Below are 21,718 nucleotides of genomic sequence, written 5' to 3' on the forward strand. Positions count from 1 at the left end.
GTGGTGGCGGGTCGCTCCCGGCCCCCCCGCCGGGGGGGGGGGGCCGGGGGGGCCCCCCCCCGCCCGGCCGGCCGGCGGGCCGGTGACGGTCCGGGGTGCTCAGCGGCGCCCGCTGCCGTCAGGGATGCTTACGCTCTCCTGCGCCACCCGGGGGGCGGGCAGACCCGTCGGGCGGGCGGTGATCACCAGCGTGCCCTCCTCGATCTGGTAGTCGAGCGGCAGCCCGAGGCCGCGCATCGCGGCCACCATGCCGGTGTTCGAGGCCTGGGTGATCGCGTAGACGCTCTCGCAGCCCGTCTCGGCCGCCATGGTGACCAGCCGGCGCAGCAGCTCGGCGCCGATACCGCGCTGCTGCCAGGCGTCCTCGACCAGCAGCGCGACCTCGGTCTCGTCGCCGTCCCACAGCAGATGGCCGAGCGCCACCAGCCGGCCGGAGGCGGTCTCCACGGCCAGGGTGCGGCCGAACCGCGGGCTGAGCAGATGTCCGAGATAGCGGTCCGCGTCGCCGACCGGGCCGTGGTAGCGCAGCGCCAGGGTCTTCGAGGAGCAGCGGTCGTGCATCTCCCGGGCCGCGGCCAGGTCGGAGGTGTCGGCGCGGCGGACCGTGATCTCGTTGCCCTCGGGCAGCGTCAGCACATCACGCCGCGGGGGCACCCGCTGGCCGAGCCGTGCGTCCAGATCGACCAGCGCGCGCACCCGGGCGAACTCGGTGGGGGTGAACGGCAATTGCGGCCTCTCGATGGTGAGCGAGCCCCCGGAGGGGTCGCGGAACTTCATACGGTGCTCCTCCAGCACGCCCTCCGTGGGGACCGGCTCGGCGAGCGGCCGGCCGAGCAGGGAACGTGCGGGTACCGAATGGATGGTGCAGCGCCCCAGCAACTGGCGCAGGGCCAGCGGGAGTTCGGCGGAGTCCAGGGCCGTACGGGTCGCCAGGCCCAGCATCCGGGTCGGTGCGTCGACGAGGTCGTGGGCGTCGGCCCGCTCCAGCCAGCTGCGCCTGCCGCCCGCGCCGGCCACCGTACGGGTCAGCTCGTCGGGCGTCAGCGCACCGGGTGCGCGCAGCAGGAACTCGTCGACCGTGCCGTCGGAGAGCGGGTGGGTCTGCAGGCTGAGGATGTCCACCCGCCGCGCGCCCAGCGCCGTGCACAGCGCGGCCAGGCTGCCCGGCTGGTCCCGGACCGTGGTCCGCATCCGCCACAGCACCGTCTCCTGGCCGCCGGCCCCGCGGGCCCGGTCGGCGGAGGCCGGCGCCGTGGCGCCGGTATCGGTCGGCGGCGGGGCGTCCTCATGACGTCGTGACCACCACAGGTGGAAGCCGGCGGTGGCGAGCACCGCCACCGCGGCCGCGCACAGCAGCACCGGGCCCGACGGGCCGTGCGTGAGGGTGTGGGCGAGGGCGTCGGCCACCGCCACGGCCGTGCAGAGGGCGGCCAGCTCAAGGACATGCCGCCGCTGCGGGCGGCGGGCGGAACGGGCAGAGGATGCTTCAGTCATGCACACAAGCCTGGCGGACAGGTGTTGCCTGACCGCCAACACCTTGTGTCCGACGGGTAAAAGACGCAATCGGCGCATTGGCTCCTACTGTCCTACCCGTCCCGGTTGCAGCACCTTGCTGAACAACACCTGGCCGCCCTCCTGCCGAAGCCGCACCGTCAGCTCCCCGCTGCCCCCGTCGATGTCGACCTCGCCGAAGTACTGCGGACTCTCCGCGGGGGAGGTGTTGGCACGGTCCGGCGCCTTGATGAACGACTGCTCGGGCCCGAAGGTTCCGTCCAGCTTCAGCGCCTGGAATCCGCCCGCGTTGAGCGGCCCCGACACGAACTCCCAGAACGGCTCGAAGTCCTTGAACGCGGCCCGCTCCGGCGCGTAGTGCTGCGCCGCGGTGTAGTGCACGTCCGTGGTGAGCCAGACGGTTCCGGTCACCCGGTCGTGCTTGATGTGCCGCAGCAGCTCGGCCAGCTGCAGCTCCCGTCCCAGCGGCGCGCCCGGATCGCCCTGCGCCACCGCCTCGAAGTTCGTCTTGCCGTCCGGGACGACCAGCCCCAACGGCATGTCGGAGGCGATCACCTTCCACACCGCGCGGGACCGGGACAGCTCCCGCTTGAGCCAGCGCAGCTGCTCCGCGCCGAGGATGCCCTGCGGGTCGTCGGTCTGCCGGCCCGGCGAATTGGCGTTCCGGTAACGCCGCATGTCCAGCACGAACACATCGAGCAGCGGGCCGTGCCGCACCACGCGGTACACCCGGCCGTCCCGGCGGCCGGGCCGCAGCGTACGGATCGGGAAGTACTCGCTGAAGGCGCGCAGCGACCGCGCGGACAGCACGTCCGTGCGCTTCTCCGTGTACCGGTCGTCGTCTAGCAGCTGCCCCGGGTACCAATTGTTGTGCACCTCGTGGTCGTCCCACTGCGTGACCGTCGGCACCTGGGCGTTGAAGCGGCGCAGGTTCTCGTCCAGCAGGTTGTAGCGGAACGCGCCACGGAACTCGGCGAGCGTCTCGGCGACCTTGGACTTCTCCTCGGTCGTCACGTTCCGCCAGATCCGGCCGTCCGGCAGCGTCACCCGCTCGGTGATCGGGTTGTCGGCGTAGATGTTGTCGCCGCTGCACAGGAAGAAGTCCGGGTTCCGGCGCCGCATGTCCTCGTAGATGCGGTAGCCGCCGCGGTCCGGATTGATGCCCCAGCCCTGCCCGGCCAGATCGCCGGACCAGTGGAAGCGGAGGTTCGTACGACGCCCCGTGGGGGCCGTGCGGAACGTGCCGGAGACCGGCTCGCCGGTGCGCCGCGGGTCGTCCGGGTCGGCGAGCAGCACCCGGTAGTGGATCTGCTCACCGGACGGCAGGCCGTGCAGCGAGGTCACACCCGTGAAGTCGGTGTCCGGCCCGATCACCGGGCCGTGCCAGGACCGGGCGTGCCGGAACGACTCGGTCGCCGCGGTCTGCACCACCATCCGGGCCGGCCGGTCGGACCGCACCCACACCAGTCCCGAGGAGGTGGTGACATCGCCGGCCTGCACGCCCCACTCGGCGCCCGGCCGTCCGCCGCGGGCCAGCGCCGGTGCGGCACCGGAGAGCGCGGGCAGCGCCAGCGCCGCCGAGCCCGCGGCCGCGCCCCGCAGCAGCGACCGCCGTCCGAAGCCGCTGCCGGATTCCTGTGCCATCTGCAACCTCCATGCCTCGACCGATCGTGCTGACCTGTTCGTATCGCTGTCCGGTGCCGCGCAGCCGAACGGACGGTGAACTCCGCACCGTTCACGGACCACGGGGCACGGTGCGGCCTACGGGGCCCGGTCCTGCGGCCGGCGGAACCGGGCCATGGTCGCAAGCCCGCCGTCCGATCGCCAGGACACCGCCGTGGCACCTACGGACCCGCTACGCGCCGCGGCCCCCGGGGACCGCACGCTCAGCCCACCGTGTCGAGGATGACCCGCGCCACCAGCGCCGGATCGTCGTTCATCGGCACATGCCCGCAGCCCGGCAGCCGTACGAGCCGGGCGCCCGGGATGGTGTGCTTGGCGCGTACGCCCTGACGGGGGAGGAGCAGCCGGTCGCGGCTGCCCCAGGCGATGGTCACCGGGACGTCGGGCACATCGGCGGTGAACCGCACCTCCCGCCCGGCCGCCAGCGTCGGCGCGAAGCCGGGTGCCTCGCGCAGCGCCCGGGTCTCCGCCACGACGGCGTCGGCCGAGCGGCGGCCGGGGTGGGCGTAGATGGTCCCGGTGAGCGACGCCCGGCCGAGGGCGCTCCGGGACAGTGACTCCACCACCGGCTCGGGCAGTGCCTGGGCACCGGCGTACATGCCGCGCAGCACCCCGAAGGCGTACCGCCGCTCGGCCGGCGTCCAGAAGCCCGCGGGCGACAGCGCGGTGACCGACCGCACGGCACGGGTACGGCCCAGCTCCAGCGCGAGCAGCCCGCCCAGCGAGTTGCCCACCACATGCGGGCGCTCGGCCCCGAGTTCGGCGAACGCCGCGGTGAGCAGCGGGACGACCGACGACAGGTCGTAGGAGGAGCCGTCCGGCAGGGCGGGGGAGGCGCCGAAACCCGGCAAGTCGAGCGCGATGACCTGGTGGGAGGCGGCGAGGATGTCGCACACCGGGCGCCAGGCCTGGAGATGGTGGCCGATGCCGTGCAGCAGGACGAGGGGCTCGCCCGCGCCCTTGCGCTCGTACGCGACCGTGAACGGCGGCCGGTCCTCGGGGGTGACACGGGCGAAGGAAACCGGGGCGGCCATGGGCGAACTCCTCTGATGGTGCGGGACTTCCGGTGCTGCGGGGCGTGCGCTGACACGATGCCAGGTGGGACTACTGAGCGGTATGGGGCGGCCGGGATGTGTGCGGGTGTGCCGCACCCCACGCCCCGGGTGGCCGCCGCGCCAAGGATTCCGCTGGACAAGGCCCCGGCCGCCGGGTGGGATGGAGGGGTGCTGAACGAATCCGCGACCACGGCCACCGACGTCTTCGAGGAGCACCGCTCCGTACTCTTCGCAGTGGCCTACCGGATGCTCGGCCGGGTGGCCGACGCCGAGGACGTGGTGCAGGACGCCTGGCTGCGCTGGTCGGGCGCGGACCACGCGGCGGTACGCGAACCGCGCGCCTTCCTCGTACGGATCACCACCCGGCTGGCCATCGACCGGCTGCGCCAGGTCCAGTCGCGGCGCGAGTCCTATGTGGGGCCCTGGCTGCCGGAGCCGCTGCGGACCGATGTCGCCGCGGCCCCGGACACCGCCGAGCGCGCGGTGTTCACCGAGACGGTCACCCTCGCCGTGCTCGTCGTCCTGGAGTCGCTCTCCCCTCTGGAGCGCGCGGTGTTCGTGCTCCGCGAGGCCTTCGGCTATCCGTACGCGGAGATCGCCACCACCCTCGACCGCGGTGAGGCCGCGGTCCGTCAACTGGCCGGCCGGGCCCGGCGGCACGTGGAGGAGCGCAAGCCGCGCTACGAGGTCGATCCGGACCGGCAGCGGGATCTGACCGAACGGTTCCTGGCCGCGGCGGCCGGCGACGATCTGGACGGGCTGCTGCGCCTGCTGGCAGCGGACGCCCGCCTGGTCGGGGACAGCGGGGGCAAGGCCAAGGCGCCGCTGCGGGTCATCGAGTCCGCCGACAAGGTGGGCCGCTTCCTCTTCGGCATCACCCGGACCGTGCCGCCCGGCCTGGAGTTCACCGTCCTCGAACTCAACGGCGGCATCGCGCTGTTGGCACACCAGGACGGCGTACCGGACTCCGTCCTCCAGCTCGCCGTCGTGGACGGCAAGATCCAGACCGTCTACATCGTCCGCAACCCCGAGAAGCTGGGGTCGCTCGCGGCCGGCTGAGGGGCGGGCGCCGCTGCCCGGCCCTGAAACCGAGCCTGGGATGTGGCAGCGGGACCCCACTGGGCACCCCCACCGCACGGCGGCGTACGAGGCGCTACGCAGGCAGCCTGCGCTGCCCGTTCGGGCATGCCGGACGGTCCGAAACGGATACCGGATTGGTCTTGACCAAGGGTAGGGGCGCCCATATCGTCGGGATACTGCAACAACCTTTAATAAAGAAGCGCTCAAAAACGGGCGCGCGACGGGCCCACAGCTCCCGGAGGCGCGTGCGGCCCGGGTGCCACGGGAACAGCCCGGTAGCGGCCAGTGCGGAGGACAGGGTGGGGACCACGCAGCTCGAAACGGTGCCGGAGCCGAAGTACTGGCACCTCAAGACCGTGCTCAGCGAGGCGCTGGACTCGGAGTTCTCGGTCGGCGAGATTCTGCCCAACGAGCGTGATCTGGCGGCCCGGTTCGGCGTCGCACGGGCCACGCTCCGGCAGGCCCTCGAACAGCTGGAGCTGGAAGGCAGACTCCAGCGCCGCCGCGGTGTGGGCACCACCGTCGCCCCGCCCCGTGTCGGTGTCGCCGTCGCCCCCGCCCGCCCCACCTGGCCCGGTGCCGCCGGTGACGACTGGCAGCCGGTCGACGCCGTCGAGACCGACACCGTGCCCGCAGCGGTGGCCCGCCTGCTGGAGACGGCCGCCGGCGACCGGGTGCACCTCGTCCGCCGCAGCCGGGTCACCCAGGGGCAGCCGCTCGCCGCCGAGTCGCTGTACGTCCCGGTGGCCGCGCTGCCCGGCCGCCTGGAAGCCGGCGTGCTGAACGGCCCGGCCGGTGCGTACGCGGTGCTGGGGGAGTTGCAGTCGCTGGAACTGGACGGCCAGGACCGTACCGTCGAGCTCGGCTCGGCCCGTGCGGAGGACGCCAAGCAGCTGGACCGGCTGCCGGGCGCGCCCGTCCTGGTCGTCACCACCCGCTATGTCTCGGGAGGCCGCACGACGGCCGTCGCGGTCTCCACCTACCGCGCCGACACCTGCCGGCTGACCTTCGGCGACAGCGACGCGGTCGCGCTGCTCGCGGGCTGATTCCGCCCGGCAGCCGACGTACGGGCGCGCTTTCGTGTCGTCCGTACGTCGGCTGTTGGACAGGCGGACCGTGTGCGGACCGTCGGGGGCGCCGCGCTCATCAGCGGCCCGTCAGTGGGGTGCGGGGACGGCCCGTCACCGTGCCCTCCACCGCGAAGAGTTCACCCTCCACATGGTCCAGCGCGAGCCGCAGTGCCCCGGTGGCCACCGCCGCCTCGCCGAGCTGCGACAGGGCGACCCGCGGCGGGCGCAGACAGTAGCGCGCCAACTCCCCGCGCAGCGGCTCCAGTACGCCCGCCAGGCCTGCCGCCCAGCCGCCGATCACCACCAGCTCCGGGTCCAGCGCCAGCACCAGCGCGGCGACATCGTGCACCAGCCGCCGGATGAAGCGGTCCACCGCCTCCCGCGCCTGTGCGTCCCCGTCCCGCGCCGCCGCGAAGACCGCAGCCACCTGTGCCTCGTCCAGGGGATGCAGCGGCTCTCCGGTCGTGGACAGCAGTTTCTCCGGCGTCGCCTCCCGGCCGAGCAGATGCAGCGCGCCGATCTCCCCGGCGGCTCCGCCGAAGCCGCGGTGCAGCCGCCCGCCGATCAGTGAGCCGGCCCCCGGGCTCAGGCCCGCCAGCACGAAAACGATGTCATCCGAGCCGGTCGCCGCACCCTGCCAGTGCTCGGCCACCGCGGCGGCGTTCGCGTCGTTCTCGACCAGCACCGGGCAGCGGAACGACCGGCGCAGCCGGTCACCCAGGGGCAGCCCCGTCCAGCCCGGCAGCGCGGTGCTCAGCCGGACGGTGCCGTCCGCCTCCACGATGCCGGGTCCGGCCACCCCGACGGCCCGCAGCGCACTGCGGGGCACACCGGTACGGCGCAGCAGGTCGGCCACCACGGCACGGACCCGTTCCAGCCGCTCGTCGGCCGGTGCGCGCTCCTCCACGGGGCGCTGCGCGGAGTCCAGCACCCGCCCGCCCAGATCGGACAGCAGGGCGGCGACGCGGTGCGGGCCGATCTCGATGCCCAGCAGATGCCCGGCCTCCGCACGGAAACGGAACCGGCGGGCCGGCCGCCCCTGGCGGCGCGTCTCCCCCTCCCCGGCGGCCGCCTCGGCCACCAGGCCGGTCTCGATGAGCCCCTCGACCACTCCCTCGACCGTCGGCCGGGACAGCCCGGTCACCTGGACGAGGTCGGTGAGCGTGGGGGAGTCCGCGGCGCGCAGCGCATCCAGCACCACCGCGGAGTTGATCCGTCGCAGCAGGGAGGGGTCCCCGCCGGTGAGCCGCCCCAACGTCCGTCTCCCTCACTGTGCGTGTGGGGCGGATCGTAGCCGGTCAGAGGGTGGGCGGCGAGTCCCGCAGGAGGGAGGTAGGGGCGGCCGGTGCGCGGCACGGGGTCCGCCCGCGCCCGTCACCGGGACGGTCAATTGTCAGACCCGCGCGGTTTACTGACGGCATGACCTTTGACGAGTATCCGACGGTCATCGACCAGATCCGGCTGCGGGACTTCCCGGCGGTGCCGGTCCGGTCCGCCACGGTCGAGAGCGGCCCCGGCCACCACATAGCCGGGCTGCGGGTCAGCGGGGAGTTCTGGGACGCGGACCGCGCGGAGGCCGCGGAGACCGAGGAGGAGTTCACGGCCGAGCTGACGGCGCTGGTACAGGCGCTCTCGTTACGGTGGGGCACGCCCGAAACGCTCGATCTCACACCCCAGTTGGAACGGTCCGCACAGGGCCTGCCGGTCCCGCCGCCGCTGGACACGCTGTGCGGATATGTCCCGCGGATGCACGGCTGGCGGGTCCGGGGCCGCTGGATCGGCGTAGGGGTCGGGCAGGGCTCCCCCGAGCTGCCGCTCCACCTCCTGGTGGCAATGACGGAGGAGGCGGCCGTCAGCGGGTGAACGCCGGGGCCAGGGCCGCGGAGAGGAGACGGCGGGGGCTGCCGGTGCCGTCGGCGGGGACGGTCCACAGATCCGAGCCGTAGTCGCCCGGCAGGGAGTAGACCAGGGTGTGGCCGTCGCGCCAGACGGCCTGGTCGTCGATGTTGCGGTGTTCGCCGGTCGCGGTCTCGCGCAGGGTGCGCAGATCGAGGACGTACAGCCGCCAGGGGGCGTCGGGGTCGGCGTCCGCGACGCGCTTCTTGTAGGCGATGCGGGTGCCGTCGGGGGACAGCGAGGGGCACTCGACGTTGGGGTGCAGGGCCCGCAGCGTTCGGGTGCGACGGTCGCCGCGGACGAGATAGGTCTTTCCGCCCGTGGCGACGGTGGCGTAGAAGCGGGTGTCATCGGCGAAGGTGACGCCCCAGACATTGATGTCGGCGGCGTGGACCCGGTGCCCGTCGACGGTCAGCGCATACGTCTCCAGGTTGGCGTCCAGGCGCCGGCCGCGGGTGTCGGCGATCGAGGTGCGGGTGGAGAAGGCGGTGCCCGCGTAGGAGTCGCCGCTGACGAAGACGGTCCAGGCGACGGTGCGGCCGCTGGGGGAGACCCGGGCGCGGGTGGGGGTGCCGGGCAGGTCGTAGTGGCGCAGGGGGCGCAGCCGGCGGTCCAGGAGGACGGCGCGGTAGGTGTCCCGGAGTTTGCCGTGGACGGCCTGGAGACAGATACCGGTTCCGGCGGCCGCGTGGAAGCGCAGGCAGCGGACCCCGGACGCGGTGCGCGGGCCGCCGAGCCGTCCTTCCGGCACGGCGGTGATCTCGTCGCGGTGCGGCCCCCAGGCCATGTTGCGGAAGAGGCTCCGGTGCGGATCGTCCAGGCGCACCGGACCGGAGGCCACCTCGGGGCCGCCGGACTGGGTGCGGTCCTTCCGGTCGGCGCGTCCGGCGGCGTGCAGGGTCGCGGCGACGGCCACCCCGCCGAGGACGAGCACGGTGGTCAGCAGGATGAGCAGTCGTGCGGTGCGGCTCAGCGGGGTGGGGTTCACGGTGTGTGCTCCGAGGGGGAGTTCGGGGCCGCTGCCGGTCCGGCGGGCCGCAGCAGCCGGGTGCTGAGGGCCGCGGCCAGGGCCAGTCCGACGGCCGCGGCGAGGAGGGCGGTGTGGTCGCCCCAGGCGGTCCAGGCGGCGCCGAAGGCGAGCGAGCAGACGAAGCGGGCGGCTGTCTGGCCGGTCTGCACCACCGCCAGTCCGCTGCCGCGGGTGTCCGCGGGCACCGCGTCGGCGGTCGCGGCCGCCAGTACCCCGTCGGTGGCCGCGTAGAACGCGCCGTGCAGGACGAGTACGGCACAGACCAGCGCCGTACCGGTGGTGAGAGGAGCCAGCAGCAGCCCGTAGGCGCACAGCAGCACCAGATGCCCCACCAGGAACAGCCGCCGGCGGCCGATCCGGTCGGCGATCGCTCCCATCGGCACCGCCAGCGACAGAAAAGCGGCCGCGGTGCCCAGGGGGAGCAGCGGAAACCACCCCGCCGGGAGGTCCAGCCGCCGTTGCAGCGTCAGATACAGGAAGGAGTCGCTGACGGTGGTCAGCCCGAGCAGCACGGCACATACGGTCAGCCGGCGCACCTGCGGCCGGCCCAGCAGGTCGCGCACCGGCGTCCGGGGCACGGCCGGGGCCGGTGCGGTGGTGTCCCTCGCAGCGGTGTGCTCCGTGGCCGTGTGCTCCGTGGTGGTGCCCTTGGCAGCGGTCTCCCTCCGGGCGGACAGGGCGCGGCCCGGGACGAACAGCAGGAGGACGACCACGCCCAGCACGGCGACACAGAAGCTGACCGTGAACACCGCGTCATAGCCGTCCGCCGCCAGCCGCAGCAGCAGGAACGCCACCAGCGGGCCGCACAGCGCGCCCGCGGTGTCCATCGCCCGGTGCACCCCGAACGCCCGGCCGCGGGCGGCCGGTTCGGCGGCGAGGGAGATCATCGCGTCCCGTGGCGCGGTCCGCAGCCCCTTGCCGGTCCGGTCCACCGCCAGCACCGCCCCGATCAGCGGTAGTGAGTGCACCAGCAGCAACAGCGGTTTGCAGAGGGCGGAGAGCCCGTACCCCACCACGGCCACCGCCTTGTGCCCGCGTCCGCCGCCCCGGTCCGACAGCCGCCCGCCCACCAGCCGGACCAGGGCGCTCACCCCGTTGTAGACCCCGTCCAGCACCCCGAACCCCAGGGGCGACAGCCCGAGTTCGGCGACGAGGTACAGCGGCAGCACGGCCGTGACCATCTCCGAGGAGATGTCGGTGATCAGGCTGACGGTGCCCAGGACCAGCACCGTGGACGGTACGGCGGCGCCGGCCCGCCGGTTCCTTCCGGTGCGCCGGCCGCCCGGCCGCCCCTGCGTGGCAGGGCCCGGGCGGCCGTCTGTGAGATACACGGGTCAGCCCGCCCAGATACCGCTGATGTCCTTGGCGTCGGCGGCATGGCCCGCGTGCGAGGTGCCGTACATGTCCTCAAGGGTGCGCAGCACGTCGTAGTGGTTGTAGGTGGTGTCCGAGGTGGAACCGGCCTGCACGGGCTCGCCGTAGAGGACGGTCGGGATGCGGTTGCCGCTGAGCCGGTTGTCCTCGTCGAAGGTGACCAGCAGCAGGCTGTTGTGGGTCTTGGCCCAGTCGGCGTAGCTCTTGAGGTGGTTCTTCAGCCAGGTGTCGCCCGTGGACACCGAGCAGTCGTGCATGTCGCTGCACAGGTTCGGCACCACGAACGAGACGGTGGGCAGCTTCGAGAAGTCGCTGGGGAAGGCGTCGAAGGTGTGTGCCGAGCCGGTGGAGACGTTGCTGAAGCCGAACCACGGGTTGTGCTTCTGCGCGTACTTGCCGCTCTTGCAGGTGGTCGAGCCGTCGGACGGCAGCGACTCGTTGTAGCTCGCCCAGGACTTGCCGGCCGCGGTCAGCTCGGAGGCGAGGTTGGGGGCGTCGCTGAACCCCGGGTCGACGCAGCTGTCGTCGGTGACGCCCTGGGTGTCGCCGGAGAAGAGGGCGTAGTAGTTGGGCTGGCTGGGGTGGGTCTCGGCGTAGGACGCCTTCAGGCCGGCGCCGCCGGAGGCCAGGGAGTTGATGTACGGGGCGCTGGAGCTGCCGACCACCTGGTCGTAGGCGTGGTTCTCGAAGACCACCACGACCACATGGTCGGGGGTGGGCACGGCGGCCGCGGCGGGCTCGGCGCCGAAGCCGTTGCCCGCCCAGAGGCCGAGGCCGGCGGTGGCCAGGCCGAACGCCCCGGCGAGCGCGGTGACTCTGCGGCGGCGCGAGCGGCGGACACGGTGGGAGGAGGGGGACGCGGCGGCGGAGGGTGACGCGGACGAGGCAGGCACGGGGTCTCCGTAAGGGAGTGGGGGGCGTGCGCGGGCGGCGTCAGAGTAGAGCGGTCACATAGGCATGTACATGCCTTCGAAGTGACCGGCGGCCGAACGGCCGACGACCTTATGCGCCGTCGTCCTCCGCGAACGCCGCGGCACGCAGCCGCCCGTATTCCTCGGCCATGGCCGCCACCGTCCAATGGGCGTTCAGGCCGCTGGGGTTGGGCAGGGCCCAGATACGGGTTTCGCCGAGCGTCCGCTGCTGCGGCCCGATCGCGGCCTTCTTGTCGTCGAAGGCGACGCGGTACGCGGTGACACCGGCGACGGCGAGCCAGCGCGGGCGCAGCCGGGCCACCTTCTCCGCCAGCAGCCGGCCGCCCTCGCGGTACTCCTGCGCGGTCAGTTCGTCGGCCCTGGCCGTCGCCCGTGCCACGACATTGGTGATGCCCACGCCGTGGGAGAGCAGCTCCTCCTGCTCGGCGGGCCGGAACTGGCGCGGGGTGAACCCGGCGGCGTGCAGCACCGGCCAGAACCGATTGCCGGGCCGGGCGAAGTGGTGGCCGGTGGCCGCCGTCATCAGCCCGGGGTTGATGCCGCAGAAGAGCACGCGAAGGCCGCTCGCGGCCACGTCGGGGACGAGGCGGTCGCGAGCGGCTTCCAGCTCTTCGGGGGTGAAGCGCACTGGTCCCCGCGTCAGAGGATCGAGCCGGGGGTGTACGCCGCGGCCTCGGGGTGCTGCTTGCTGATCTCCTCGACCCGGGCGACGACGGACGCCACCTGGTCGGCCGCGGCACCGGTGAAGGAGAGCTTGTCCGCCATCAGGGCGTCCAGCTCCGCCCGGTCCAGCGGAATCCGCGCGTCCGCGGCCAGCTTGTCCAGCAGCTCGTTGCGCTCCGCGCCCTGCTCCCGCATGGCCAGCGCCGAGGCGACCGCGTTCTCCTTGATCGCCTCGTGCGCCTCCTCGCGGCCCACACCGGCGCGCACCGCGCCCATCAGCACCTTGGTCGTGGCGAGGAAGGGCAGGTAGCGGTCCAGCTCACGGGCGACGACGGCGGGGAAGGCGCCGAACTCGTCGAGCACGGTCAGGAACGTCTCCAGCAGACCGTCCAGTGCGAAGAACGCGTCCGGCAGCGCGACCCGGCGCACCACGGAGCAGGACACGTCGCCCTCGTTCCACTGGTCACCGGAGAGCTCACCGGTCATCGAGGCGTAGCCGCGCAGGATCACCATCAGGCCGTTGACGCGCTCGCAGGAGCGGGTGTTCATCTTGTGCGGCATCGCCGACGAGCCGACCTGGCCGGGCTTGAAGCCCTCGGTGACCAGCTCGTGACCGGCCATCAGCCGGACGGTCTTGGCCAGCGACGAGGGGGCGGCCGCCAGCTGCACCAGCGAGGTCACCACGTCGTAGTCCAGCGACCGCGGGTAGACCTGGCCGACGGAGGTGAAGGCCTGGCCGAAGCCGAGGTGCGCGGCGATCCGCTGCTCCAGGTCGGCGAGCTTGGCGGCGTCCCCGCCGAGCAGGTCCAGCATGTCCTGGGCGGTGCCCACCGGGCCCTTGATGCCGCGCAGCGGGTAACGGGAGAGCAGGTCCTCCAGGCGCGCGTACGCCACCAGCAGCTCGTCCGTCGCCGTCGCGAAGCGCTTGCCCAGCGTCGTGGCCTGCGCCGCGACATTGTGCGAGCGGCCCGCCATCACCAGCTCGGCGTTCTGGGCGGCCAGCGAGCCCAGGCGCGCCAGCACGGCGACCGTACGGTCCCGCATCAGCTCCAGCGACAGCCGCACCTGCAGCTGCTCGACGTTCTCCGTCAGGTCGCGGGAGGTCATGCCCTTGTGGACCTGCTCATGGCCGGCCAGGGCGTTGAACTCCTCGATACGGGCCTTGACGTCGTGCCGGGTGACCTTCTCGCGCTCGGCGATGGAGGCCAGGTCGACGGTCTCCAGGACCCGCTCGTAGTCGGCGAGCGCCTGCTCGGGGACCTCCACCCCCAGGTCCTTCTGCGCGCGCAGCACGGCCAGCCACAGCTTCCGCTCCAGCTTGACCTTGTATTCGGGGGACCACAGCACGGCCAGCTCCGCGGAGGCGTAGCGGCCGGCCAGGACATTGGGGATGCGAGGCTTCGCAGACACAGCAGTCACGTGGTCAGAGTCTACTGGCGGTTTGCGCAGGCCAGCGCCCCGGTCCCGGCTGTAGCTTCCTCCAAGCCCGGGCTCGGCGGTGCGCAGCCCGGCGCCGGCGGGTGTCAGCCCTCGTACGGCAGCAGCTCGGGGCGCTTGGCCGGGCGGCCGTCACCCGAGGACCGGCCGGTGAGCCGCCGGCCGAGCCACGGCACCAGATGCTCGCGCGCGAACCGCAGATCCGCGGTCCGCCGCGCTCGCCAGTCCGGTGGGGCGGCGGCCGGCAGCGGGGTGTCCCAGTCCGGCTCCGCGGCCTGCCCGAGCGCCTGCCAGACGGCCTCCGCCACCCGGCGGTGCCCCTCGGCGTTGAGATGCAGCCGGTCGTCGCCCCACATCCGCGGGTCGGACAGCGACCGCGAGGCATACAGGTCCACGACCACCGCGCCGTGCCGCACGGCCACCTCGTCGATCCGCGCGAACAGCTGCTCCATGCGCGGCCGGAAACGTTCCAGCACCGGCCCCTGCCGCCCCGGGCTGCGCATCAGCACCAGCTGCCCGCCGCCCGCGGCCAGCTGCCCGGCGGCGTCCTCGAACCGGGCGCACACCCGGTCCACATCGCACCGGGGCCGCAGGACGTCGTTGAGCCCGCCGACCAGCGTCACCAGATCGGCGCCCATCGCGGCCGCCGGCCCGCACTGCTCGTCGGCGATCTGCCCGATGAGCTTGCCGCGCACCGCGAGATTGGCGTAGCGGAAGACGGGTGCGGCGGCGGATTCCCCGGCGGGCGGCCGGGCCGCGGCGGCCAGCCGGGCGGCGAGCAGATCGGCCCAGCCGCGGTAGGAGCCGTCCGGCAGACCGTCCGACATTCCCTCGGTGAAGCTGTCGCCGACCGCGACGAAACTGGTGTACCGGGCATTTATCTCCATGGCGCGGTGATCCTACCGCTCGCCGTACCGCGCGGTATGCCCGGTCCCCCGGGAGGCCACGGCTCCCGCCGTGTACGGTCTGGTGTCGTCCGGACGGCGAGGAAAGAGGCAGGTGGCCGCGCGATGACTCCCCGCCGGGGCGACGGTCCCGACGAGCCGACGCTCACCGAACGGGTCCGCCGTCAGCAGCTCATCGATGCCACCATCGACCTGATCTCCACCCGGGGCTACCCCGCGACCTCGCTGTCGGCGATCGCCGAGCGGGCCGGACTCTCCAAGGCCGCGGTGCTCTACCACTTCTCCTCGAAGGACAAGCTGACCCGGGCGGCGCTGGAACAGGTGATGGAGCAGTTCAGCGCCTATGTCACCGAGCGGCTGGCACGGGCTGCCGGCCCGCGGGACGCGATCGTCGCCTACGTACGGGCGATGGTCGGCTACCAGCAGGCCAACCGCCGGCAGGTCCGGGTGATCACCGAGATGCTGCTCGACGACGAGGGGGGCACCCGCCTCAAGACGCCGGGCTCCCATGACACTCACGGCCGGTGGCAGGGCCTGGCCGAACTGCTGACGGAGGGTCAGCGGGCGGGCGTACTGCGGGAGTTCGATGTGCAGACCATCGCCCTGGCGATCGGCGGCGCGATCGACGGGGTGATCGCGCACTGGCTGGCCCACCCGGAGCTGGATCTGGACGCCGCGGCCGTGGAGCTGGAGGAGTTCACCCTCCGGGCGATCGAGCGCCAGAGCTGACCCGGGCGAAGGCGGGGGCGCGCTCGGGGCGTATCCCGAACCCGCCCAGCACGCCGGTCACGGTCCGCAGCGGCGGCACCCGGCGCAGCAGCCGCACCGGCACCGGCAGCCGGTCGCCGTCGAGCGTGCCGGCCAGCGCGGAGCGGATCATCGTGTGCTCGGCCCGCTGGGAGCGCTGCAGCACGGCCACCGGCAGCTGCCGCCGCTTCTGCACCCGCGCCAGGTCGTCCGCCGTGACCGCGCCGCGCCGCAGCGGGGCCGCCAGTATCCGGGCCGCGGCGACCGCGTCCTGCAGTGCGAGGTTGACCCCCACGCCGCCGACCGGCGACATGGTGTGGGCCGCGTCCCCGAGGCACAGCAGCCCGTGCCGGTACCAGCGCCGCAGCCGGCCGAAGGTGACCTCCAGCAGCTTGACGTCGTCCCACGAGGCGATCGCGCCGGTCACCTCGTCGCCCCAGCCGAACAGCGCCCCGAGCCGGTCCCGCAGCCACTGGATGTCCTGGGTGCGCAGCTCCGCGTCCCGGCCCTTCTCGATCAGGTAGGAGGTCTGGAAGTACGTGCCGCGGTCCATGGTGACCGCGACCTGGCCCTCGCCGAAGTGGGCGAACACCCGCCCGGCCGTGAGGTCGTCGGCCGGGGCGTCCACCCGCACCTGCCAGACGTCCATCGGCACCTCGAAGGGCCGCTGCCGGAGCCCGGCCGCCCGCCGCACCACCGAGTCCCGGCCGTCGCAGGCGACCGTCAGGTCCGCGGCCAGCTCCCCCGGAGTGCCGTGCGCGTCGACGTACCGCACCCCCGTGACGCGGCCGTCGTCGGTGAGCAGTCCGCGGACCTCGGTCCGCATCCGCAGGGTGAAGTGCGGTTCCTCCGCGGCCGCGCCCGCGAGCAGATCCAGGAAGTCCCACTGCGGGACCATGGCGAAGTACTTGTGCCGGCCGGGGATGTGCCGCATGTCGGTCATCACGACCGTGGTGCCGCCGATCCTGGCGCGCATCTCCTCCAGTCTGGCGAACGGCAGCCGTGCGAAGGCCTCGCCGAGACCGAGTTCGTCCAACAGGCGCAGGGTCGACGGATGGACGGTGTCGCCGCGGAAGTCCCGCAGGAAGTCGCCGTGCTTCTCCAGGACGGTCACTTCGAGACCGGCCCGGGCCAGCAGCAGGCCCAGCATCATCCCGGCGGGTCCGCCGCCCACGATGCAGCACGTGGTGCGTTCCATGTCCTTGCCCCCTCCTCGCGTACGCATGCGATGGCGACCGGCGCGGACGCATGCGTCTGACCGATCGGTCAGCAATCTAACCGATCGGTCAGACATCGTGAACGCCGCCCCCGTCAGGCCGCGGGGCGTTGCAGCACCAGCTCCCGGAGCACGTCCTCCATCGTGACCAGCCCGGACAGCCGCCCGTCGTCGCCGATCACCGCGGCCAGATGCGTGCTCGACCCGCGCATCGCCGTCAGCACGTCGTCGAGCAGTGTCGAGGCCTTCACCCGGGCGATCGGGCGCAGCGCGGAGACCGGGAAGGGCTGACTGCGCGGGCTGGCGTCCAGCGCGTCCTTGACGTGCAGATAGCCGAGGATGCGCCGGGTGTCGTCGACCACGGGGAAGCGGGAGAAACCGGACTCTGCGGCCAGCCGCTCCAGCTCCTCGGCAGTGACCCCCATCCGTGCCGAGACGACCTTGTCGGCCGGCAGTACCACGTCCCTGACCGGGCGGCGGCCCAGCTCCAGCGCGTCGCGCAGCCGCTCCTTCGCCCGCTCGTCGAGCAGACCGGCCTGCCGGGAGTCCTCGACCATCTTCGCGAGCTGGTCGTCCGAGAACGTCGCGGCCACCTCGTCCCGGGTCTCCACCCGCATCAGCTTGAGCAGCCCGTTGGCCAGCGCGTTGATCGCGAAGATCGCCGGGCGCAGCGCCCGGGTCAGCGCGACCAGCGGCGGCCCGAGCATCAGGGCGCTGCGTACCGGCTCGGCCAGCGCGACGTTCTTCGGCACCATCTCGCCGAGGAGCATGTGCAGATAGGTCGCCAGGGACAGCGCGATCACGAACGAGATCGGGTGGGTCAGCGCGGTCGGGACGCCCACCGCGTGGAACAGCGGTTCCAGGAGGTGGGCGATGGCCGGCTCGGCGACCGCGCCCAGCACCAGGGTGCACAGGGTGATGCCCAGCTGGGCCGCCGCCAGCAGGGCCGAGACATGCTGGAGACCCCACAGCACGCTGGCCGCCCGGCGGTCACCGCGCTCGGCGTACGGCTCGATCTGGCTGCGGCGCACCGAGATCAGCGCGAACTCGGCGCCCACGAAGAAGGCGTTGACGACCAGCGTCAGCAGACCCACGAAAAGCTGCACCGCGGTCATCGCCGGGCCTCCTTCTCCTGCTCGTCGGTGCTGCCCGGCAGCGGGGCGTGCAGCAGCACCCGCGCCGCGCGGTGCCCGGCGGCGTCCAGCACATCCATCGACCAGCCGGCCACTTCCAGGGTGTCGCCGGCTTCCGGTATCCGGCCCAGCTCGGTGGCGATCAGGCCGGCCAGGGTCTCGTACGGGCCCTCCGGGAGCCGCAGCCCGATCCGTTCCAGCTGGTCGGTGCGTGCGGCGCCGTCGGCCTGGTAGGCCCTGCGGCCCGCCGCGTCGGTACCGGCCGGCGCCAGGTCGGGGGTCTCCAGCGGGTCGTGTTCGTCGCGGACCTCGCCGACGACCTCCTCGACGATGTCCTCCAGCGTCACCACGCCGGCCGTGCCGCCGTACTCGTCGATGACCACGGCCATCGTGCGGCGGCCGGAGAGCCGGTCGAGCAGCCGGTCCACGGTCAGCGTGGTGGGCACCAGCAGCGGCTCGCGCACCAGCTCGGAGACCGGGTGGCGGGGGCGGCGCTCGGCCGGGACGGCCAGGACGTCCTTGATGTGCGCGACCCCGACGACGCTGTCCGGGCTGCCGCGGTAGACGGGGAAGCGGGACAGCCCGGTCGCCCGGGTCGCGTTGGCCACGTCCTCCGCGGTGGACTGCACCTCCAGCGCGATCACCTGCACCCGCGGTGTCATCACGTTCTCCGCGGTCAGGTCGGCGAGGTTGAGGGTGCGGACGAAGAGCTCGGCGGTGTCCGGCTCCAGCGCGCCCTCCTTGGCGGAGTGCCGGGCCAGCGCCACCAGCTCCTGCGGGCCGCGGGCCGAGGCCAGTTCCTCGGCCGGCTCCAGGCCCATCCGGCGGACCGTGCGGTTGGCGGTGTTGTTGAGGTGCCGGATCAGCGGCCGGAACGCGGCGCTGAACACGCGCTGGGCGGTGGCCACCTTCTTCGCGATGCCCAGCGGGTTGGAGATGGCCCAGTTCTTCGGGACCAGCTCACCGACGACCATCAGGACGACCGTGGAGAGCGCCGTGCCGAGGACCAGGGCCACCGAGTCCGCCACCGAGCGCGACAGGCCCAGCGCGTCCAGCGGTCCGGCGAGCAGGGTGGCGATGGCCGGTTTGGACAGCATGCCGATGACCAGGCCGGTGACGGTGATGCCGAGCTGCGCCCCGGAGAGCTGGAAGGTGAGTCCGCGGACCGCCTTGAGGGCGCTGTCCGCGCCCCGTTCGCCGCGCTCGGCGGCGCGTTCCAGTTCGCTGCGCTCGACGGTCGTCAGTGAGAACTCGGCCGCGACGAAGACCCCGCAGGCCAGGGTCAGGAGGAGTGCCACGCCGAGCAGGAGCAGGTCGGTCATCGGGTCACCTCCGTCCCATGATCGAACAGGATCGGGAGGTTCGCGCTCTGTCGGGAGGATGACCAACAACTGGGAGGCTCGCCCATGGCTGGACGCTCACACACCTTTCACTGAAGTAGGGGAACACCCATGGTAAAGGATCAGCAAAGTCCTTGATGTGTGACGGGTGCCGGTATGTGAAGAGCGTCGGTAGGTGAAGAGCTCCCGGCAGGAACCGAGCCCGCCCCGGCCCCGGGGCGGGCTCGGTTCCTGCCGGGCGGCGCGCTCAGTCGTCGAGGTGTTTGACCCAGCGGCTCCACTGCGGCTCGGGGGCGTAACCCGCCGCGCGCCACGCCCGCTGCGCGAGGTCGTTGCGGTCCAGCACCATCGCGTCACCGCGCCGGCCGCCCAGCGCGCGGAACCGCTCCTCGGCCGCCGCCAGCAGCGCCCCGCCGATGCCCTGTCTGCGGTGCCCGGGGTGGACGGCCAGCCGGTAGAGATGGCAGCGCCAGCCGTCGAAGCCGGCGATCACCGTGCCCACCAGCACCCCGTCCCGCTCGGCCAGCAGCAGCGACTCGGGATCGCGGGCCACCAGCCGGGCCACACCATCGCTGTCGTCGCTGATGCTGGTGCCCTCGGCGGCCACCTTCCAGAAGGCCAGTACGGCATCGAGATCGGCCGGCGTCCCGGCCCGCACCTGAAGATCACTCATGGCCGTACATCCCATCACCGGGCGGCGCGGGGTGTCGAAGGAATTCCGCTCCGCGGGACCGCGGCGGAGCGCGGCGTACGCCCCCGCGCCCTGCACCGAGATGGAGATCCGGGGGAGGACTGATCTTGGTCATTGACCTGGTGGCCCGGGTGCCCGAGACTCCGTTGAGCCCCCCTCGGCGGCCGCCCGCCCCACCGGTCATCCGGCAGCTTCCCGCTGCCCACCGCCGGCTGGCCGTCCCGTCACCCACCAGCCCGCGACCCCGCGCGGGCTCGCCCCGAGGAGGCCACCGTGACCCAACGGCACGGAGCCGCGCGGCCCGCCGCGGCCGGACCCCGCACCGTCGACGAGGTGCCACAGCGCGCACGGCACGGGGGTGCCCGTGCGCTGTTCACCCTGGGGCTCGGCACCCATGCCGCCCCGCTGGCACTGGTCACCGGCGCGATGGCAGTGCAGGTGTGTCATCAGCCGCTGTGGTCGGGTGTCCTGGCGGTGCTCGTCGGGCAGTTGCTCGGCGGGATGTTCACCGCGGCGCAGCGGGTGCACGGCTCGCCGCCCGGCGGGGCACAGCGGCGCGCGAGCCGGACCGGGTTCGGGGCGCCGGGCGCCCTCGCGGGCACGGCCCTCGCGGCCGTCGTCTACGTCGGGTGCTTCGCTGCCCACCTCGCGCTCGCCGGGAAGTCCCTGCACCTCCTCGCGCCGGGCCTGCCGGACGGCGCGGGCATCCTGCTCGGCACCGTGGGCGCCGCGGTGCTCTGCCTGACCGGCCGTCGCCGCGCCCTCCACAGGGTGGCGGCGGTGGGGCTGGCCCTCGGCGTCCTGGCCGTCCTCGGGATCGGCGTGGCCCGCGGCCTGCCGGCGGACTTTCTCACCAGGGGCGGCTTCACCTTCGCCGGCTGGCTCGCGATCGTCTCGCTCAGCGCCCTGTGGCAGCCGGCCTTCGCCCTGTACCGCCCGCGCCCCGCGCGCCCGCTTGCCCGCACCGCCGCGACTCCCGCCGGCTTCTGGGCGGCGTACGGGGGCTGCTGCCTGGGCTCCCTGCCGCCGTTCCTGGCCGGTGCGGCCGTCGCCCCGGCCTGCCCGGGTCCGGGGACCGCCGCCGGATTCCAGGCCACGGCCGGGGAGTTCGGGCCGGTGCTGCTGGTGCTCTTCCTCGTCAGCGTCCTTAGCCACACCGCGCTCCATCTCTCCCGCGCGGTGCACATGACGCTCACCCTCGGGCGGGTCTCCCGGCCCCGGCGGCTGCCCCGCCCGAGCGTCCGCGGCGCGGTCTGCGCGCTCGTCCTGACGGGCGGCCCGGCGCTCGCCCTCGGCCTGTCCGGTGACTTCGGGACCCGCTTCGGTGAGCTGTCGGTGGTGCTGCTGGCGGTGATGGTGCCCTGGGCCGCGATCACCGTCGTCGACATCGCGCTGCTGCGGCAGGGCCGTCCGGACCCCGATGAGCTGTGCGACCCGGACGCCGCCCCCTACGGCCGCGTCGACCCGGTCGCGCCCGGCTCGTACGCCCTGGGCATCGCCGTGCAGATCCCGTTCCTCGCCGCCGGTCCGTACGCCGGCCCGCTGGCGGAGTACGTCGGCGGCGCAGCGCTCTCCTGGCTCGTCGGGCTGACCGTGACCGCGCCGCTGTACTTCCTGTGGGCGCGCTCCCGGCGGCGGTGCGAGGGCGGGGCGGTGCTCGGCATGCGCGAGCAGGCCGCCCGCATCCTCGATCCGCTCCGGCCCCTGTACCCCGAGGACGTACGCGGCTTCGCGGACACCCGTTAAGGGCTGTCCGCACCCCGATTTCCCGTTTCCGGCCCTTCCTCCGCCAGGCACAGAAATTCTGTTCCTGACCCGAAATTCCCTTTCTCTGGGCCGTCCTGAATGGGCGGTGCGGCATCCTACGGATGTTGTCGGGATTTGGCGAATCGCCGCCGGATCTCCGGCGCAAGTTCCTTTGCGCCGACGGCTTTCCGGAGGCGAGAGCCGGCCA

General features: G+C 73.3%; 19 protein-coding genes. 5 read left to right on the forward strand and 14 right to left on the reverse strand.

All coding sequences use genetic code 11. The annotated features are described in order from the left end of the window. Positions 1–99: 99 nt before the first annotated feature. The 3 genes from ACGFN2_RS03060 to ACGFN2_RS03070 all read right to left on the reverse strand — a co-directional run bounded on the left by ACGFN2_RS03060 (position 100) and on the right by ACGFN2_RS03070 (position 4,229). Positions 100–1,494 (reverse strand): GNAT family N-acetyltransferase, encoded by a 1,395-nt coding sequence (locus ACGFN2_RS03060; RefSeq protein ID WP_393357070.1) that lies wholly within the window; start codon positions 1,492–1,494, stop codon positions 100–102. An 84-nt stretch (positions 1,495–1,578) separates the two neighbouring features. Continuing rightward, positions 1,579–3,156, reverse strand: coding sequence for an alkaline phosphatase D family protein (locus ACGFN2_RS03065; RefSeq protein ID WP_393357072.1), 1,578 nt, complete (start codon positions 3,154–3,156; stop codon positions 1,579–1,581). A gap of 242 nt (positions 3,157–3,398) precedes the next feature. Beyond that, entirely contained in the window at positions 3,399–4,229 is an 831-nt protein-coding gene (locus ACGFN2_RS03070; RefSeq protein ID WP_362607818.1) for an alpha/beta fold hydrolase, read from the reverse strand. A 189-nt stretch (positions 4,230–4,418) separates the two neighbouring features. On the opposite strand from ACGFN2_RS03070, the gene ACGFN2_RS03075 reads away from it, so the two are divergent. Continuing rightward, complete coding sequence (locus ACGFN2_RS03075) at positions 4,419–5,309, forward strand: RNA polymerase sigma-70 factor (protein WP_393357074.1); 891 nt, start codon at positions 4,419–4,421, stop codon at positions 5,307–5,309. Positions 5,310–5,629: 320 nt separating this feature from the next. Next, the gene (locus ACGFN2_RS03080; protein WP_393357076.1) at positions 5,630–6,376 is read left to right on the forward strand and encodes a GntR family transcriptional regulator; all 747 of its coding nucleotides are present in this window, start codon (positions 5,630–5,632) and stop codon (positions 6,374–6,376) included. A gap of 100 nt (positions 6,377–6,476) precedes the next feature. Here the strand turns inward: ACGFN2_RS03080 and ACGFN2_RS03085 are convergent, their stop codons facing one another. Further along, positions 6,477–7,655: an ROK family protein gene (locus tag ACGFN2_RS03085; protein ID WP_393357078.1), complete on the reverse strand. Its 1,179-nt coding sequence runs from the start codon at positions 7,653–7,655 to the stop codon at positions 6,477–6,479. 164 nt (positions 7,656–7,819) lie between these two features. Between ACGFN2_RS03085 and ACGFN2_RS03090 the strand changes: the two genes are divergently transcribed. Continuing rightward, complete coding sequence (locus ACGFN2_RS03090) at positions 7,820–8,263, forward strand: hypothetical protein (RefSeq protein WP_393357080.1); 444 nt, start codon at positions 7,820–7,822, stop codon at positions 8,261–8,263. Here ACGFN2_RS03090 and ACGFN2_RS03095 read toward each other — a convergent pair. The 6 genes from ACGFN2_RS03095 to ACGFN2_RS03120 form a co-directional block, all read right to left on the reverse strand. Next, positions 8,253–9,269 carry a TolB family protein gene (locus ACGFN2_RS03095; RefSeq protein ID WP_393357174.1) on the reverse strand — a complete coding sequence of 339 codons (1,017 nt, stop codon included), beginning with the start codon at positions 9,267–9,269 and terminating at the stop codon, positions 8,253–8,255. The two genes, ACGFN2_RS03090 and ACGFN2_RS03095, sit on opposite strands and share 11 nt — an antisense overlap. A gap of 11 nt (positions 9,270–9,280) precedes the next feature. Continuing rightward, a complete protein-coding gene (locus ACGFN2_RS03100; protein WP_393357082.1) occupies positions 9,281–10,657 on the reverse strand; it encodes an MFS transporter in 1,377 nt (458 codons plus the stop codon). A 3-nt stretch (positions 10,658–10,660) separates the two neighbouring features. Beyond that, entirely contained in the window at positions 10,661–11,488 is an 828-nt protein-coding gene (locus tag ACGFN2_RS03105) for an alkaline phosphatase family protein (protein ID WP_393357176.1), read from the reverse strand. A gap of 214 nt (positions 11,489–11,702) precedes the next feature. Continuing rightward, complete coding sequence (gene mug, locus ACGFN2_RS03110) at positions 11,703–12,260, reverse strand: G/U mismatch-specific DNA glycosylase (protein WP_393357084.1); 558 nt, start codon at positions 12,258–12,260, stop codon at positions 11,703–11,705. A gap of 11 nt (positions 12,261–12,271) precedes the next feature. Then, a complete protein-coding gene (gene purB / locus ACGFN2_RS03115; RefSeq protein WP_393357178.1) occupies positions 12,272–13,705 on the reverse strand; it encodes an adenylosuccinate lyase in 1,434 nt (477 codons plus the stop codon). 113 nt (positions 13,706–13,818) lie between these two features. Further along, a complete protein-coding gene (locus ACGFN2_RS03120) occupies positions 13,819–14,619 on the reverse strand; it encodes an SGNH/GDSL hydrolase family protein (protein ID WP_393357086.1) in 801 nt (266 codons plus the stop codon). A gap of 123 nt (positions 14,620–14,742) precedes the next feature. On the opposite strand from ACGFN2_RS03120, the gene ACGFN2_RS03125 reads away from it, so the two are divergent. Continuing rightward, complete coding sequence (locus ACGFN2_RS03125) at positions 14,743–15,366, forward strand: TetR/AcrR family transcriptional regulator (protein WP_362607830.1); 624 nt, start codon at positions 14,743–14,745, stop codon at positions 15,364–15,366. On the opposite strand, the gene ACGFN2_RS03130 is transcribed toward ACGFN2_RS03125, so the two are convergent. The 4 genes from ACGFN2_RS03130 to ACGFN2_RS03145 form a co-directional block, all read right to left on the reverse strand. Beyond that, on the reverse strand, positions 15,335–16,582 hold the full coding sequence (locus ACGFN2_RS03130) for an FAD-dependent oxidoreductase (protein WP_362607832.1): 1,248 nt from the start codon (positions 16,580–16,582) through the stop codon (positions 15,335–15,337). The genes ACGFN2_RS03125 and ACGFN2_RS03130 overlap by 32 nt on opposite strands. A 113-nt stretch (positions 16,583–16,695) precedes the next feature. Next, on the reverse strand, positions 16,696–17,715 hold the full coding sequence (locus ACGFN2_RS03135; protein ID WP_393357089.1) for a hemolysin family protein: 1,020 nt from the start codon (positions 17,713–17,715) through the stop codon (positions 16,696–16,698). After that, a complete protein-coding gene (locus tag ACGFN2_RS03140) occupies positions 17,712–19,055 on the reverse strand; it encodes a hemolysin family protein (RefSeq protein WP_362607834.1) in 1,344 nt (447 codons plus the stop codon). The genes ACGFN2_RS03135 and ACGFN2_RS03140 overlap by 4 nt, the downstream gene beginning before the upstream one ends. 265 nt (positions 19,056–19,320) lie before the next feature. Further along, positions 19,321–19,746, reverse strand: a complete 426-nt coding sequence (locus ACGFN2_RS03145) for a GNAT family N-acetyltransferase (protein ID WP_362607836.1) — start codon at positions 19,744–19,746, stop codon at positions 19,321–19,323. A gap of 291 nt (positions 19,747–20,037) precedes the next feature. On the opposite strand from ACGFN2_RS03145, the gene ACGFN2_RS03150 reads away from it, so the two are divergent. After that, positions 20,038–21,510, forward strand: coding sequence for a cytosine permease (locus ACGFN2_RS03150; RefSeq protein WP_362607837.1), 1,473 nt, complete (start codon positions 20,038–20,040; stop codon positions 21,508–21,510). Positions 21,511–21,718 lie beyond the last annotated feature (208 nt).

Origin of the sequence: Streptomyces sp. NPDC048612 (genome assembly GCF_043199295.1) — a bacterium.
In the GTDB taxonomy this organism is placed as follows: Bacteria; Actinomycetota; Actinomycetes; order Streptomycetales; family Streptomycetaceae; genus Streptomyces.

Excerpts from the sequence above, each read along its gene's own strand:
- ACGFN2_RS03145 (WP_362607836.1), bottom strand. The coding sequence starts at position 19,746 with ATGAGTGATCTTCAGGTGCGGGCCGGGACGCCGGCCGATCTCGATGCC.
- ACGFN2_RS03140 (WP_362607834.1), bottom strand. The coding sequence starts at position 19,055 with ATGACCGACCTGCTCCTGCTCGGCGTGGCACTCCTCCTGACCCTGGCC.
- ACGFN2_RS03060 (WP_393357070.1), bottom strand. The coding sequence starts at position 1,494 with ATGACTGAAGCATCCTCTGCCCGTTCCGCCCGCCGCCCGCAGCGGCGG.
- ACGFN2_RS03090 (WP_393357080.1), top strand. The coding sequence starts at position 7,820 with ATGACCTTTGACGAGTATCCGACGGTCATCGACCAGATCCGGCTGCGG.
- ACGFN2_RS03120 (WP_393357086.1), bottom strand. The coding sequence starts at position 14,619 with ATGGAGATAAATGCCCGGTACACCAGTTTCGTCGCGGTCGGCGACAGC.
- ACGFN2_RS03125 (WP_362607830.1), top strand. The coding sequence starts at position 14,743 with ATGACTCCCCGCCGGGGCGACGGTCCCGACGAGCCGACGCTCACCGAA.
- ACGFN2_RS03065 (WP_393357072.1), bottom strand. The coding sequence starts at position 3,156 with ATGGCACAGGAATCCGGCAGCGGCTTCGGACGGCGGTCGCTGCTGCGG.
- ACGFN2_RS03130 (WP_362607832.1), bottom strand. The coding sequence starts at position 16,582 with ATGGAACGCACCACGTGCTGCATCGTGGGCGGCGGACCCGCCGGGATG.
- ACGFN2_RS03070 (WP_362607818.1), bottom strand. The coding sequence starts at position 4,229 with ATGGCCGCCCCGGTTTCCTTCGCCCGTGTCACCCCCGAGGACCGGCCG.
- ACGFN2_RS03135 (WP_393357089.1), bottom strand. The coding sequence starts at position 17,715 with ATGACCGCGGTGCAGCTTTTCGTGGGTCTGCTGACGCTGGTCGTCAAC.